The following is a 15152-nucleotide window of genomic DNA, read 5'->3' on the forward strand; positions in this document are numbered from 1 at the left end:
GGTCAGACGGATCGTGCCGCGCCGCCGTCGCAGCGGATGAGCGAGCCGGTGATGTAGCTTGCCGGTTGGCTGCACAGGAAGGCAGCCGTTGCGGCGAATTCCTCGACCTTGCCGTAGCGGCCGACCGGAATACGCGCCTCCTTGTCGGTACGGATCTCGTCGAGGCTCTTGCCGGTCCGCTTTGCCGCCGCTCCGTCGAGATCGTCGAGCCGCGCCGTCAGGATGCTGCCGGGCAAGAGCAGGTTGGTGGTGACGCCGAAGCCCGCCACTTCGGAGGCAAGCGTCTTGCTCCAGCCGGCAAGGGCCGGGCGCAGCGTATTCGACAGCGCCAGGTTGGCGATCGGTTCGATCACGCCGGATGAGGCAACCGTCAGGATGCGGCCCCAGCCCTGCGCCTTCATGCCGGGCAGCAGCGCATTGGTGAGCGTGATCACCCGCACGACCATGGAGAGGAAATAGCTTTCGAGCTTTTCGCCCGTCATCTCCTCCGTGGTGCCGGGCGTCGGCCCGCCGGTATTGTTGACGAGGATATCGAGCCCGCCCAACTTCTCCTTCACCGCCGTCGTCGTCATCTCGACGAAGCGTTCGTCCCCGAGATCGGCCCAGATCCAGTTGGCCCGGCCGTTGCCTTCATCATTGATCGCCTTGCAATTGGCCTCCAGCTGTTCGCCGCTGCGCCCGCAGAGCAGCACGTTTGCGCCCTCCCGCGCCAGCGCCACGGCGATGCCGAGGCCGAGGCCGCGCGAAGAGGCGAGGACGAGTGCCCGTTTGCCTTTGATGCCGAGATCCATGATTGTCCTCCGATAGTGTCGAGCGATGTATAAGGCGCAAGCGGCGGAAAAGGAAAGGGGATGTGACCGGACTGGGGATGTTTGATAATTGATGTTGACGTAAGCGTTATGCAATTCTGCCTCACGAGGCGTCATCATTGTGCGAATTGGAAGATTGGCTGTCGTATCCCGGCTCGACAATGCTTTCTCGTTTTGACAAGAAAGTGCCATGACGGGATGACGGCCGCGTGCCGCCAAGCGGAGACGAGTGAATGACCGAGACGACTGAGCTGCCAGAACGCGAGAGCATGGAATTCGACGTGGTGATCGTCGGCGCAGGTCCTGCCGGTCTTGCGGCGGCGATCCGGTTGAAGCAGGTCAATCCGGAGCTCTCCGTCGTCGTGCTGGAGAAGGGTGCGGAAGTGGGCGCGCATATCCTGTCTGGCGCCGTCGTCGATCCGATCGGTATCGATCGGCTGCTGCCCGGCTGGCGCGACGAGGCCGATCATCCCTTTAAGACCGAGGTCAGCGCCGATCACTTCCTGCTGCTTGGCCCGGCCGGCTCTGTTCGCCTGCCGAATGTGCTGATGCCGCCGCTGATGAACAACCACGGCAACTACATCGTCTCGCTTGGGCTCGTCTGTCGCTGGCTGGCGGTGAAGGCCGAAGAACTCGGCGTCGAGATCTATCCAGGCTTTGCTGCAACCGAAGTGCTCTACAACGACGAGGGCGCCGTCATCGGTGTTGCGACCGGTGATATGGGCATCGAGAAGAACGGCGAGCCCGGCCCGAACTATACCCGCGGCATGGAACTGCTCGGCAAATATGTGCTGATCGGCGAGGGGGTGCGCGGCTCGCTCGCAAAGCAGTTGATCGCCAAGTTCGATCTGCAGAAAGACCGTGAGCCGCAAAAATTCGGCATTGGCATCAAGGAGCTCTGGCAGGTCAAGCCGGAAAACCACAGGCCGGGCCTGGTGCAGCACTCCTTCGGCTGGCCGCTCGGCATGAAGACTGGCGGCGGCTCCTTCCTCTATCATCTGGAAGACAATCTGGTGGCCGTCGGCTTCGTCGTCCACCTCAATTACAAGAACCCCTATCTCAATCCCTTCGAGGAATTCCAGCGCTTCAAGACGCATCCGGCGATCCGCACCACCTTCGAGGGCGGCAAGCGGCTGTCCTACGGCGCTCGCGCCATTACCGAGGGCGGCTACCAGTCGGTGCCGAAGCTCTCCTTCCCCGGCGGGGCGCTGATCGGCTGTTCGGCCGGTCTGGTCAACGTGCCGCGCATCAAGGGCAGCCACAATGCGGTGCTGTCGGGCATGCTGGCGGCCGAAAAGATCGCCGCGGCGATCGTATCAGGCCGCAGCCATGACGACGTGATCGAGATCGAGAATGAATGGCGCAAGGGCGACATCGGCAAGGATTTGAAGCGTGTACGCAACGTCAAGCCGCTGTGGTCGAAGTTCGGCACGGCACTCGGCGTAGCGCTCGGCGGGCTCGACATGTGGACGAACCAGCTCCTCGGTTTCTCCTTCTTCGGCACGCTGAAGCACGGCAAGACCGATGCCCAATCGCTTGAGCCCGCCTCGCAGCACAAGCCGATCGCCTATCCGAAACCCGATGGCGTCTTGACCTTCGATCGCCTGTCCTCGGTGTTCCTGTCGAACACCAATCACGAGGAAGACCAGCCGGTTCATCTGCAGGTCAAGGACATGGCGCTGCAGAAGAGTTCGGAACACGACATCTATGCCGGCCCGTCGACGCGTTACTGTCCGGCCGGCGTCTATGAATGGGTGGAGAAAGACGGCAAAGACGTCTTCGTCATCAACGCCCAGAACTGCGTGCACTGCAAGACCTGCGACATCAAGGACCCCAACCAGAACATCAACTGGGTGCCGCCACAGGGCGGCGAGGGGCCGGTCTATCCGAATATGTGAGGCGGATTGTCCTCGCGGTCGACAATTCTTGCGTGCTGACGCCTTCGTGATCGCCTCCTGCCGGAGGCTGTTAGCCGTTCGTTAACCATAATTTCCTTAGCTTGCGACATCATGTTGACGCACTAAGGACACATTCATGACGATCTCGCGCCGGGGCTTCCTGATCGCTCTACCGCTTTTCGTGGCCGGCTGCTCTTCGACCGGCCTGAACAGCCAGACGAATTACGCCGCACTTCCGGATGAAAAATTCCCCTTGGGGCAGGTGCCGATCGACAAGATCAAGCCGGAACTTCGCCGCCAGGAAGTGGCCTACGAAACCACGCATGCTGCCGGCACCGTGATCGTCGACACGCCTGCGCGCCGCGCCTATTACGTCCTCGGCGACGGCAGGGCGATGCGTTATGGCGTCGGTGTCGGCCGCGAGGGGCTGGCATTTGCCGGTAACGCCTATATCGGCCGCAAGGCCGAGTGGCCGAGCTGGACGCCGACCGAAAACATGCAGCGCCGCGAAGAGCGCTATCGCAAGCTTGCCGGCGGCATGCCGGGCGGCCCGAACAACCCGCTCGGTGCGCGGGCGATATATCTCTACCGCGGCGGCAACGATACGCATTTTCGCATTCATGGCACCAACCAGCCGCAATCGATCGGTCTTGCCATGTCGAGCGGCTGTATCCGCATGATAAACCACGACGTGATCGACCTCTATAGCCGCGTCGAAGTCGGCGCCAGGGTCGTCGTCATCCAGGCCTGACGTGTCCGTTCCAAGCTCGGTTAGAGAATTCCAGGAAAAGTGCGAAGCGGTTTTCGGTCCGGAATTGTGGGAAAACAAAGAGATAGAGCATTTCCGTGATTCGAAGAAAAACGGAAAAGTTCTAGGACGCCCTCTCCATTGAAAAAGCCGCCGCAGCGATGGCTGCAGCCGGCTTTCCATCTGCTGTTGGTGTTGGATTTCAGCGGCGCGGTGCGGCGATACCCGTCGAAAGCGCCACACCGATGCCGGTGATCACGGCGGCGCTGATTTCCGTCATGCCGATCGCTTCGCCAAGCAGCAAGCCGCCGCCGAGGGTTGCAAGCACGGGCGTCAGCGCCGTGAAGGCGGCAGCCTGTGTTCCGCCGAGTGTTCTGACGGCGGTGCCGTAGGCGACCATGGCGACGAGACCGGAAAGAACGCCCTGGCTCAGCACCTGCAGGCCGATCTCGTGAAGCGGAGCCTGCGGCAGCGAGATGCCGAAGATGAGGGCCAGCGTGCCCATAATCAGAAAGGACCAGACGGCGATCAGGGCGCTCGCTTGCACGGAGGTCAAGCCGGAGCGGCGGAAGGCATGCGTATAGCTCGCCCAGAGAATGGCGCCGGCCGGCAGCAGCACGAAGCTCGTCCAAGGCAGCGAGGCGTCCGCAAGGCTCTGCGTGAGGAGGATCAGCACGCCGGCGACGATCGCAACGAGCCCAGCAATGCGTGTGCCGTCGGGTCTTTCGCGAAACAGCGCGATTCCGATCAGCGCCGCGGCGAGCGGCATCGAGCCGCCGAGCAGAATCCCCGAGGAGGCGGCCGGCGTCGAATGGATTGCCAGCGTGGTCAGCAGGAAGAAGACGGCGCCGGAACCGGACACCATGATCGCCAGTAGGTGAAGCGGCAGGCCCTTCGGCAGCAGCCCCGTCTTCAGCCAGACAGGCGAAAGCACCAGAGCCGGAATTCCGAAGCGGATCAGCCCGATGTCGATCGAGCCGAGCGGTGTTGCTGCGCTGTGGCGGGTGACGAGAAACCATGTCGCCCAGATCAGCACGGTAATGGTGCCGCCGGCATAACCCAGTACCTGCGACGGCGACTTGTCGTTGGAAAATGCAATGGTGGTCATCGTCTTAGTCCTTTCCTTCATCCGGAGCCTGTCCGGTTGAAGAAAAGATTAGCGCCAGAGCCCAACGCATGTCCTTGCTATCTCTAGCTCTAAAATCATGCTATGCGCAATCTTCTGCCAATCGAGGCCAATGGGGATCGCGAAAATGCCAAATCTCGATAAATTCGATATCGCCATCCTGAAGTGCCTGCAGGAGGATGCGCGGGCCACCAATGTCGAGATCGCCGAGACGGTGAACCTTTCACCGTCGCCCTGCCTGCGCCGCATCCGCAATCTCGAACGCTCCGGTATCATCCGCGGCTACACGGCGGATATCGACCGCAAGGAGGTCGGTCTCGGCCTCACCGTCTTCGTCGAATTCAAGGTCGTCCAGCACAGCCGCGAAAATTCCGAGGCGCAGCAGAAGGCGCTGCTCGCCATCCCCGAGATCGTCTCCTGCTTCCTGATTTCGGGCACGGCCGATTTCCTCGCCGAAGTGGTGGTGGAGGATCTCGCCGCCTACGAACGGCTTCTGACGGAAACGCTGTTGACCTTGCCGAATGTCAGCGACATCCGCTCGAACTTCGCCATCCGCAGCATGAAGACGCATGGGCCGTTGAAGCTGCCCGAGGGAAAATAATTCCCCTCGGGCTTGCGTGCGGGTTTAGAGCAGCGTTCCGCTGAGGATGAGCAGCGCCACCGAGAAGTAGATGACGAGCCCGGTGACGTCGACCAGCGTGGCGACGAAGGGGGCTGAGGCGCTGGCCGGATCGAGCCGGAGCTTCTGCAGCACGAAAGGCAGCATCGAGCCGCAGATCGAGCCGAAGGTGACGATCCCGATCAGGGCGGCAAAGACCGTGACGGCGACCATTTGCCAGTGCGGGCCGTAGTCGTAGAGCCCGGCCGATTGCCAGAATACGATGCGGATGAAGCCGACCAGGCCGAGGATCGCGCCGAGGACGACGCCGGTCGGCAGTTCGCGCAAAAGCACCTTCCACCAGTCCGAAAGCTTCAGTTCGCCGAGTGCCAGCGCCCGGATGATCAGCGACGTCGCCTGTGAACCCGAGTTGCCGCCCGAGCTCATGATCAGCGGGATGAACAGCGTCAGCACCACGGCCTTTTCCAGCTCGCCTTCGAAGTGCTGCATCGCGCTCGCCGTCAGCATTTCGCCGAGAAACAGGGCGGCGAGCCAGCCGGCGCGCTTGCGGATCATGCCGGCGAAGCTGATTTTCATGTAGGGCTGGCCGAGCGCCTCCATGCCGCCGAACTTCTGGGCCGCTTCCGTCGTGTCTGCGATCATCGTGTCGATCACGTCGTCGACGGTGACGATGCCGAGCATCTGCCCATGTTCGTCGGTGACGGGGAGGGCGAGCAGGTCGTGCTTGCGGATCAGCCGGGCGACATCCTCCTGCTTCATCAGCGGATCGGCCGAAACCGGCACGCCCTTCTGAGCCACGGACAGAATGGAGGCGTCGGGCTCGCCGGTGATGAGGCGGCGTAGCGTCACCACATGCATCAGTGCATGGCTTACGTCGTCGAGCACATAAATGGCGTAGATGGTCTCGCGCGAGCGTTCGACCTGGCGCACATGATCGAGCGTCCGGGCAACGGTCCAGCTGTCAGGCACGCTGACGAACTCCGTCGTCATGATGCCGCCGGCCGTGCGCGGCGGATAGCCCATCAGGTGCTGGATGGCGATGCGCACCGGTTCGTCGAGGCTGGAGAACAGCCGGGCGCGGGTCTCGCCGTCGAGTTCGAGCAGCACGTCGGCGACGCGGTCGTTGGACATGCCGTGCAGCAGCCGCGCGGCGTCCTCGGCGCTGATCAGCGCAAGGATCTGTGCGGCGTTGCGAAGCTCCGGCCGGTCGAGAATGTTGACCGCATAGTCGAGCGGCATGCCGGTCAGCACCCGCCCGGCGTCCTGGACGCTCAGCGCGTTCAACGATTCGACGCGCTCGGCGATCGTTGCGCCGCGGCTGTTGTTGATGAAGGCACGGGCGGCATGGCCTGCCCGAAGAGGGAAGCGACTGATGTTCATTTGAGGCTCGCCTTTCCGTCGATCCGCCGTAGCGTCCGATCGGGCGAGCCGACAGGAGTCGGTCAGCGCACGAGGGCCGCGTACGGCAAAGGCAATCGACTGCTACTGTCGCTTGGCATCGTTATGATGGCTCCGTTGAAATCCGTGGCTGACGAGTGTCATCCACGTGAATGCTAGGTGGTCCCGAATGCAGAAAAAGTCAAGCGGAGTAAATGCTTAACGCCAGAATGTCGCACCCGCGATGCGGCATTCCAGGCGGGTATGGCCAGGCGGGTGGCTTGTAGACCTTGCTGGCCCGAATCGATCTCAGAACCCTGCAAGCACCGCCTTGCCCTTCATCCTGCCGCTTTCGACCATGGCATGCGCCGTCTTGAGGTTTACCGCATTGATCGGCCCGACGATCTCTGAAAGCGTGCTGCGGATCTTTCCGGCGTCGACGAACTCGGAAATCCTGTTCAGCAGCTTGTGCTGCTCGATCATGTCAGGTGTACCGTAAAGCGGGCGGGTGAACATCAGCTCCCAATGAACGGAGACGGCCTTGCGCTTGAAGGGCACGATGTCGAGCGTCTTCGGATCGTCGATCAGCGCGAAGCGGCCCTGCGGCGCAATCGCTTCGACGATGTCGCCGATATGGCTGTCGGTATTGGTGGTCGAGAAGATGAATCCCGGCGTGCCGATGCCAAGCGCCGCCACCTGCGGTGCGATCGGCCTGGAATGATCGACGACGTGATGCGCGCCGAGTTCCTTCACCCAGTCCTGCGTTTCCGGCCGCGAGGCCGTGGCGATCACGGTCAGGTCGGTGAATGCCCGGGCGATCTGGATGGCGATCGAGCCGACGCCGCCGGCGCCGCCGATGATCAGGATGGAGCGTCCCGCTCCCGAAACCGCGTCCTGTACCTTCAGCCGGTCGAACAATGCTTCGTAGGCCGTGATCGAGGTCAGCGGCAGGGCGGCCGCAGCAGCGAAATCGAGACTCTTCGGTTTGGCGCCGACGATGCGCTCGTCGACGAGATGGAATTCGGCATTGCTGCCCAGGCGGCTGATGACCCCGGAATAGAACACCTCGTCGCCGGGCCTGAACAGGGTGACATCGGCGCCGATGGCGTTGACGATGCCGGCGGCATCCCAGCCGAGCACCTTGAACTCGCCCGCGGGCGGTGCGGAATGGGCGCGCACCTTCACATCGACGGGATTGACCGAAACGGCTTTTATTTCGACGAGCAGATCGTGGCCCTTGGCCTCCGGCATCGGCAGCTCGACATCGATCAGCGAGGTCTCGGCGGAAATCGGCTGGGGCGTTTTATAGGCGACGGCGCGCATGGGAAACTCCTGTGTTCGTTGCACGGAAGCTAGATGCGCACTATGGTCCGACAACGCAAGAATGCACAAATTCTGTACGTAGTACCCAAAAGGATACTGTAAAATGTCATTGCCGCGCGCCAAGCTCGTCAAGAATTTTCCCGGCTGCCCGGTCGAAGCGACGCTGACTTACCTCGACGGAAAGTGGAAGGGCGTCATCCTCTTTCATCTGATGGAAGGAACCCTGCGCTTCAATGAATTGCGGCGTAAGCTGCCGGCCGTGACCCAGCGCATGCTGACCAAGCAGCTGCGGGAACTGGAAGAATCCGGTCTGGTATCACGCACCGTCTATCCGGTTGTGCCGCCGAGGGTCGAATATGCAATGACGCCGCTCGGCATGACGCTGAAGCCGGTCATCCAGGCGTTGGCCGTCTGGGGAGACGATTATGTCTTTTGCAGCCCGGAAGGCCGCGAACTGCGCCTGGCCTCAGACGGCCTGCGCGCTCCGGTCGCGGCGCTCGAGGCGTAGCGAGGCTGCAAAGACGAAGAGGCCGAGGAAGGATAGTACTGCACCGACATAACCGGTTGCCGCAAAACCGTAACCCCCGGCGATGACGAGGCCGCCGAGCCAGGCGCCGATCGCATTGGCGATGTTGAAGGCGGAATGGTTGGAAGCGGCAGCTAACGTCTGCGCGTCGGCGGCGACATCCATCAGCCGCGTCTGCAGCGCCGGGCCGGCGGCAAAACCGCAGCCGACGAGGAAAACGGAAAGCCCCAGCATATAGGGATTGGCCGCGGTCAGCGAGAAGGTGGTCAGCACGATGATATTATAGACGAGCGACCCGCCGATCGTGCCGAGCAGCGATTTGTCGGCGAGCCACGAGCCGATGAAATTGCCCGCATTCATGCCGACGCCGAAGAGGACCAGCATGATCGGGACGGCCGTTTCCGGCAGCAACGCCACCTCAGTCGTCGTCGAGGCGATATAGCTGAACATCGCGAACATACCGCCGTAACCGACGGCGGCGATGCCGAGCGTCAGCCACACCTGCGGCCGGCGGAAGGCGCCGAGTTCGCGGAGGAACCCCGCCTCCTCGGAAACCCTGTCCTTCGGAACGTAGAACCAGATCAGCGCCACCGTCAGCAGGCCGAGCACGCCGACCGAGAAAAACGCCACCTGCCAGTCGAGCGACTGGCCGAAGAACGTGGTCAACGGCGTGCCGAGAAGTGTCGCAACGGTCAGGCCGAGCATGACGCGGCCGACGGCACGGGCGCGGCGATGCACCGGCACCATCGAGGCGGCGACAAGGGCCGCGACGCCAAAATAAGCGCCATGCGGCAGGCCGCTGACGAAGCGCAGCAGCGTGAAGCTTTCGAAGGTCGGCGCCATGGCGCTTGATATATTGCCGGCGGCAAAGATCAGCATCAGCATCAAAAGCAGCGTGCGGCGCGCCATCTTCGCGGCGAGCACGGCAATGACCGGCGCGCCGACGACGACGCCGAGCGCATAGGCGCTGATGACGTAACCGGCTTGCGGCGTGGTGACCGAGAAGGTATCTGCAACGTTGGGCAGCAGCCCCATGATCGCGAATTCGCCGGTGCCGATGCCGAAGCCGCCGCAGGCGAGCGCCAGCTGAACCAGCGCCACGGTCATTGCCGACGGCAGCGCTTCATCCTGGCTATCGACTGAAATATTGGCGGCAATCTCACTCACGAGAGCTCCTCGAGGCGGTTTCTGCTTGGCAATGACCCCTGGCGCAGGCGCAGCCGCGAGCCGATCGGTGGGAATGGCGGGAGGTGGAGACGATGTCTCCGATAGGCCATCTATCCGTGAGGTCTCGGCTGCCGTCGAGTGCAATTTTTGCAGTGCAGCGTCCTGCTATCTGCATACGTCTATTGCAATTTTTGCATTTCTGTCCTTTGCCAGGAAAAATGGCTGCGCTTGAAATAGCCGGTATCGCAACCATCTCAGGGGCGAGGCAGGAGCATTTCCACGCCCGAGACGGGAGCTCTTATGAAGCTTGTAGGCTTTTTCAATCGCGACGGCGGGACCTTCAAGACCACCGACATGCCGGCCTATGAGAAGAGGGCGGAGGCGGCTTTCCGCGAAGCGGGGCACGATTTCGACGCGATCGTCTTCTCCGGAAAGGAAATCATTCCTGCCATGGAGCGGGCGGCCAAGCGCGATGATATCGACGGCATCGTCGCCGGCGGCGGCGACGGCACGATTTCGGCGGCGGCATCGATCGCCTGGAAAAACGGCATTGCGCTCGGCGTCGTGCCGGCCGGCACGATGAACCTCTTTGCCCGCTCGCTGCGTGTGCCGCTCGATATCTGGCAGGCGCTCGATGTGCTTGCCTCCGGCGAGATCGACAATGTCGATATCGCCAGCGCCAACGGCCGGCCCTTCATCCACCAGTTTTCCGCCGGCCTGCATGCCCGCATGGTGCGCTACCGCAACGCCTACAGCTATCGTTCTCGGTTAGGCAAGATGCGGGCGAGCACGAAGGCGGCTTTGGGCGTCATCTTCAATCCCCCGGAATTCGAGGTCGAGTTCGAGGCTGCCGGCATGCGCGAGCGCCGCAGAGTGTCGGCGATCTCAGTCTCCAACAATCCCTTTGGCGAGAACGCGTTGCTTTACGCCGATAATTTGACGAGCGGCGAACTCGGCTTCTACACGGCAAATCCGCTGAAGCCTCTCGGCGTCGCCCGTCTCGCCATCGACATGCTGCGCGGCAAGGTCCGCGAGAATGCCGATGTCATGGTGATGCACCCGGCCGAAGTGCACCTGCATTTCCCCAAACTGCGCTCCAAGGCCAATTGCGTCATGGACGGCGAGCTGCTGCCGCTCGAACGGGACGTCTCGATCCGCTTGCATCCGGGCGAATTGAAGGTTCTCGTCAAGCAGGGTCTCGCCGCTCAAGTGAATGCGGACGAACGCCGCGAGCCCGCCGCGTAAGTCGGCCCCGCGTAATTTCAGAGCCGCGGCAAATAGGTGCGGTAGTCGAAATCCGAAACGGTGCGCAGATGCGCGAGCGCCTCCTTGCGCTTGGTGTCGCCATAGAGCGCCTGATAACGCGCGCCGAAGATATCGGCGATGAAGGGCGAGGTGCGGAAGGTGTCGACGGCGCTCAGGAAATCATGCGTCAGTCGCGCCGTATTCGCCGGTGTGTGCGAGGGCGTCGTCTCTTCGCCGGGGTCGAGATCGCCGTCGAGACCGGTGAGCATGCCGCCGAGGATCGCCGCCAGCAGCAGATAGGGATTGGCATCGGCGCCGGCGACGCGGTGTTCGATGCGTGCGGCCGGTCCATCCTTGTCGGGGATGCGGATCGCCGTGCCGCGATGGCCGCTGCCCCAAGTCAGATCGACAGGCGCGAACGAGCCGGGCTGGAAGCGCCGGTAGGAATTGGCGAAGGGGGCGAAGATCAGCTGCGCCGCGCGCATGGTGTCGAGCAGGCCTGATATCACCGATTTGATGAGCTTCGGCTCGCCGCCCCTGGCATCGAGGATGTTGCGGCCTTGCCCGTCGATGATGCTCGCATGCACATGCAGACCGGAGCCGGCATGTTCGGAATAGGGCTTGGCCATGCAGGTCGATTTCAGCCCGTGGCGGCGCGCCGCCTGTTCGGCGATGCGCTTGAGATAGAGGCAATCGTCGGCGGCAGCCAGCGCATCCGCGCGGTGCAGCAGGTTGACCTCGAACTGGCCTGGACCGAATTCCGCCGTCGTCGCATCCGCCGGCAGGTCCTGCGCCTTCGCATAGGCCCTCAACGTCTGCAAATAGCCATCGAGCGCGTCGACGGCGCTCATGTCGTAGAGCTGGAAACCGTTCGCTTCGCCGCGATAGGTGAGGCTTTCCGGCGGGGCAGGGCGTCCGGTCTCGCGCCAGTCTCCCGACATCACGTAGAATTCAAGCTCGGTGGCGACGACGGGCGTCAGCCCGCGCGCCGCATAGCGCTCCAGCACCGAAGCGAGGATGGCGCGCGGATCCATGAAGCTCGGGCTGCCGTCGAATTCGTGCATGGTGGCGAGCACCTGCATCGAGCCCTCGGGCGCCCAGGGCATCGGCGCCAGGCTGCGCCGATCGGGGACGACCTTGCCGTCAGGATCGCCGATCGTCAGCGACAGGCCGGTGATGTCGTCATTGTCGTCGCCCCAGATGTCGAGCGATTGCGTCGAGGTCGGCAGGCGGATGTCGCCGACCCAGACCTTGTCTTCGGCGCTCGGCGGAAGCTGCTTGCCGCGCAGGTCGCCATTCATGCCGACGATCAAGATCTCGAAACGCGGATCGCCGCCGTCGGCCTTGCCGTCCATCCTGTCGCTCGCCATGACCTTGAAAATCCTCCGGGACAAGGCCAAGCTCCTATCTCATCGATATCAGCCTTTCAATCCGCGAGGGTCTTTACCATCATGCCCGATACTTACCCACCCTCGAACCTTGCCGCGATCGACGCCGCGCACCACCTGCACCCTTTCGCCGACATGAAGAAGCTGAATGCCGAGGGCACGCGTATCATCCAGCGCGGCGAGGGCGTCTACATCTTCGACAATCACGGCAGGAAATATCTCGATGGCTTCGCCGGCCTCTGGTGCGTCAATATTGGCTATGGCCGCCGGGAGATTGCCGACGCCGCCACCAGGCAGATGAATGAGCTGCCCTATTACAACACCTTCTTCGGCACGACCTCGACGCCGGCGACGCTGCTTGCGCAGAAGGTCACTTCCCATGCCGGGGAGCGGTTCAATCACATCTTCTTCACCGGCTCCGGCTCGGAGGCGAACGACACCTGGTTCCGCATGGCGCGCGTCTATTGGAGCGCTGTCGGCAAGCCGGCGAAGAAGATCGTCATATCGAGAAAGAACGGCTATCACGGTTCGACCGTCGCCGGCGCCAGCCTCGGCGGCATGAAATACATGCATGAGCAGGGCGACCTGCCGATCCCGGGCATCGTCCATATCGGCCAGCCCTATTGGTACGGAGAGGGCGGCGATCTGTCGCCCGCCGAATTCGGCCTCAAGGTCGCCCGCGAGCTCGAAGCGAAAATCGACGAACTCGGCGAGGAGAACGTTGCTGCCTTCGTCGCCGAGCCGGTGCAGGGCGCTGCCGGCGTCATCATCCCGCCCGAGACCTACTGGCCGGAGATCGACCGCATCTGCAAGGCGCGCAATATCCTGCTGGTGACCGACGAGGTGATCTGCGGTTTCGGCCGGCTGGGCGCCTGGTTCGGCCACCAGTATTTCGGCGTCGAGCCCGATCTGGCGCCGATCGCCAAGGGGCTTTCCTCCGGCTACCTGCCGATCGGCGGCGTCCTCGTCAGCGACCGCATCGCCGACGTGCTGATCAACGAGGTCGGCGACTTCAATCACGGCTTCACCTATTCCGGCCACCCGGTCTGCGCCGCCGCCGCCCTCGAAAACCTGCGCATCATCGAGGAGGAAAGACTGGTCGAACGCGTGCGCGACGATATCGGTCCCTATTTCGGCAGGGCCTGGGCAGCGCTGGTAGACCATGATCTGGTCGGCGAAGCCGTCAGCATCGGCCTGATGGGCGGCCTGCAGCTTGCCGCCGAGAAGAGCACGCGCACCCGTTATGCCAAGCCCGATCAGGTCGGTGCGCTGGTGCGCAACTACGCGCTGGCGAACGGCCTCGTGCTGCGCGCCACCGGCGACCGCATGCTCGCCTCGCCGCCGCTCGTCATCAGCCACGCCGAGGTGGACGAGATGGCGAGGATTACCAGGCTGGCGCTGGATTTGGTCCGGAAGGAACTGAAATCCTGATGCCGCTCAGCCCGGCTGGTTGATCCAGGCGTAGCCGAAACGATAGCGGTCGTCGCCGCGCCCATAGAAATAAGGCACGTCGATCACCGATGCCTCGGGTGCGGATGAGCCGAGATTGGCCTGCAGCCACTGAGCCATGTCAGGCGGAAGCGCTTCGCTTCCCCCCTTCTGCGGGAGGAGCCACACCAGGAGAAGTGGCCGCCGGCCGGAGAGATCCGGGTTGAAACCGGGATAATCCACCGAAAGGACCGGCACGCCGGGAATATCCTGCCTGAGATTACCGGCAAGCAGGCTGTCCCCGGCAAGGATTGCCGCCGGTTCGGCCTGTTTGCGCAGGATGTCCAGCATGCCGGCATAGGGCCTGTTCAGCCGCTCGTAATGGCCGGTGAAGCGTGCGGCTGCGACGCTGCCGTAGAGGGCCGCCGGCACGCCGATCATGATGACGGCGACGATGGGTATGAAACGCCGGAACGGCCTGTCTGTCGCGACGCCTGAGGCCTCGATCTTCAGGCAGAAATAGAGCGGCAGGATGAAGAGCATCGGCACCAGCCAGCGATCCTTGATGCCGGCAGCACCCCCGAAGACGATCAGAATCAGAATGCCGGCCAAGAAGACGAGCATCATCCGCTCGAGCAGCCGCGTCCATTCCGAACTGGCCACCAGTGCCGGACGAAGGCTCTTGCCGAAGACGAGCGCGAACACCGCCACGGTCAATGCGGCAAAGCTGATGATGGCGAGAGCCAGTGAACTGACGCCCATGGCGACCTGCGCGAGGTAACTCGCATGGCCGCTCGCAGTCATCTTCTCCAGCGTGCGGGCGGTGGCGAAATCGAGATTGTCCTTCAGCCAGAAGAGATGCGGCAGGGTGATGACGAGCGCCACTGCCGCCGTTAGCCCCAGCCGCCAGTCGAAGATCCGCGGCCGCAGGCGCACATCCGAAAGCGCCGCGATCAGCGCTGCCGCCGGCAGGATCGCAAAATTATATTTGGCAAGCAGGCCGAAACCGATCCCGATGCCGGCGATGAGATAGGAGCCAAGGCTCGGCTGCTTCAGGCTGCGAATAAAGCCGTAGAAGAAGATGCTGGCGGAGAAGAACACCGCGACCGTGTGCGTCAGGTCGCGCTGCATCTCGAAAGCCATCTGCGGGATGGTCAGCAGCCCGAGTGTGGCGATCGCCACCAACGCCTTGTCGCGCAGCACGAGCCGCGCGGTCAGGCCATACAGCAGATAGGAGATGAAGAGCAGCAGGTTCTTCACGATAGAAAGGGCGGTTAGCGAGACGCCGGCAAACTGGAAGACGGTGTATTGCAGCCAATTGTAGAAGGGCGGCTGCGGGCCGTAGCCAGCGGCAAGCCATTGCGAGCGGAAGGCCTGTTCGGCCTCGTCGAGATCGAGCGAATGCGAGGTTGCGAGCCGCACGCCGACCTGAAGCACGAAATAGGCCGCCAGCAGGACGAAAACCCAACTGATGTCACGACGGTTGGTCTCGGTCATC

At 62.9% G+C, this 15152-nt stretch carries 13 protein-coding genes; 6 read left to right on the forward strand and 7 right to left on the reverse strand.

Annotated features, from left to right (window positions below):
• Window positions 1-2: 2 nt before the first annotated feature.
• Complete coding sequence (locus N2600_RS06505) at window positions 3-791, reverse strand: SDR family oxidoreductase (protein WP_017963613.1); 789 nt, start codon at window positions 789-791, stop codon at window positions 3-5.
• 251 nt (window positions 792-1042) lie between these two features.
• Here N2600_RS06505 and N2600_RS06510 point away from each other — a divergent pair, with 251 nt between their 5' ends.
• Together N2600_RS06510 and N2600_RS06515 are read left to right on the forward strand one after the other, a co-directional pair.
• Complete coding sequence (locus tag N2600_RS06510; RefSeq protein ID WP_222293135.1) at window positions 1043-2707, forward strand: electron transfer flavoprotein-ubiquinone oxidoreductase; 1665 nt, start codon at window positions 1043-1045, stop codon at window positions 2705-2707.
• A gap of 136 nt (window positions 2708-2843) precedes the next feature.
• Entirely contained in the window at window positions 2844-3458 is a 615-nt protein-coding gene (locus N2600_RS06515) for a L,D-transpeptidase (protein WP_260298470.1), read from the forward strand.
• Between the two features lie 199 nt (window positions 3459-3657).
• On the opposite strand, the gene N2600_RS06520 is transcribed toward N2600_RS06515, so the two are convergent.
• Window positions 3658-4563 carry a DMT family transporter gene (locus tag N2600_RS06520; RefSeq protein WP_260298471.1) on the reverse strand — a complete coding sequence of 302 codons (906 nt, stop codon included), beginning with the start codon at window positions 4561-4563 and terminating at the stop codon, window positions 3658-3660.
• Window positions 4564-4660: 97 nt separating this feature from the next.
• Here N2600_RS06520 and N2600_RS06525 point away from each other — a divergent pair, with 97 nt between their 5' ends.
• Window positions 4661-5182, forward strand: a complete 522-nt coding sequence (locus tag N2600_RS06525) for an Lrp/AsnC family transcriptional regulator (RefSeq protein ID WP_222293140.1) — start codon at window positions 4661-4663, stop codon at window positions 5180-5182.
• Window positions 5183-5206: 24 nt separating this feature from the next.
• Here N2600_RS06525 and mgtE read toward each other — a convergent pair whose 3' ends face one another.
• Together mgtE and N2600_RS06535 are read right to left on the reverse strand one after the other, a co-directional pair.
• Window positions 5207-6580 carry a magnesium transporter gene (mgtE, locus tag N2600_RS06530; RefSeq protein WP_260298472.1) on the reverse strand — a complete coding sequence of 458 codons (1374 nt, stop codon included), beginning with the start codon at window positions 6578-6580 and terminating at the stop codon, window positions 5207-5209.
• A 306-nt stretch (window positions 6581-6886) separates the two neighbouring features.
• Window positions 6887-7900, reverse strand: coding sequence for a zinc-binding alcohol dehydrogenase family protein (locus tag N2600_RS06535; RefSeq protein ID WP_260298473.1), 1014 nt, complete (start codon window positions 7898-7900; stop codon window positions 6887-6889).
• A gap of 103 nt (window positions 7901-8003) precedes the next feature.
• Here N2600_RS06535 and N2600_RS06540 point away from each other — a divergent pair, with 103 nt between their 5' ends.
• Window positions 8004-8408 (forward strand): winged helix-turn-helix transcriptional regulator, encoded by a 405-nt coding sequence (locus tag N2600_RS06540; RefSeq protein WP_222293147.1) that lies wholly within the window; start codon window positions 8004-8006, stop codon window positions 8406-8408.
• Here the strand turns inward: N2600_RS06540 and N2600_RS06545 are convergent.
• Window positions 8367-9593: an MFS transporter gene (locus N2600_RS06545; protein WP_260298474.1), complete on the reverse strand. Its 1227-nt coding sequence runs from the start codon at window positions 9591-9593 to the stop codon at window positions 8367-8369. The two genes, N2600_RS06540 and N2600_RS06545, sit on opposite strands and share 42 nt — an antisense overlap.
• Window positions 9594-9893: 300 nt before the next feature.
• Between N2600_RS06545 and N2600_RS06550 the strand changes: the two genes are divergently transcribed.
• Entirely contained in the window at window positions 9894-10838 is a 945-nt protein-coding gene (locus N2600_RS06550) for a diacylglycerol/lipid kinase family protein (protein WP_017963622.1), read from the forward strand.
• A gap of 17 nt (window positions 10839-10855) precedes the next feature.
• Here the strand turns inward: N2600_RS06550 and N2600_RS06555 are convergent, their stop codons facing one another.
• On the reverse strand, window positions 10856-12208 hold the full coding sequence (locus N2600_RS06555) for a glutamine synthetase family protein (protein ID WP_260111114.1): 1353 nt from the start codon (window positions 12206-12208) through the stop codon (window positions 10856-10858).
• A gap of 81 nt (window positions 12209-12289) precedes the next feature.
• Between N2600_RS06555 and N2600_RS06560 the strand changes: the two genes are divergently transcribed.
• Entirely contained in the window at window positions 12290-13657 is a 1368-nt protein-coding gene (locus tag N2600_RS06560; protein ID WP_222387278.1) for an aspartate aminotransferase family protein, read from the forward strand.
• A 6-nt stretch (window positions 13658-13663) separates the two neighbouring features.
• Here N2600_RS06560 and N2600_RS06565 read toward each other — a convergent pair whose 3' ends face one another.
• A complete protein-coding gene (locus tag N2600_RS06565) occupies window positions 13664-15151 on the reverse strand; it encodes an ArnT family glycosyltransferase (protein WP_222387277.1) in 1488 nt (495 codons plus the stop codon).
• Window position 15152: the final 1 nt, after the last annotated feature.

Origin of the sequence: Rhizobium sp. WSM1274 (assembly GCF_025200775.1) — a bacterium.
Lineage (GTDB): Bacteria > Pseudomonadota > Alphaproteobacteria > Rhizobiales > Rhizobiaceae > Rhizobium > Rhizobium leguminosarum_I.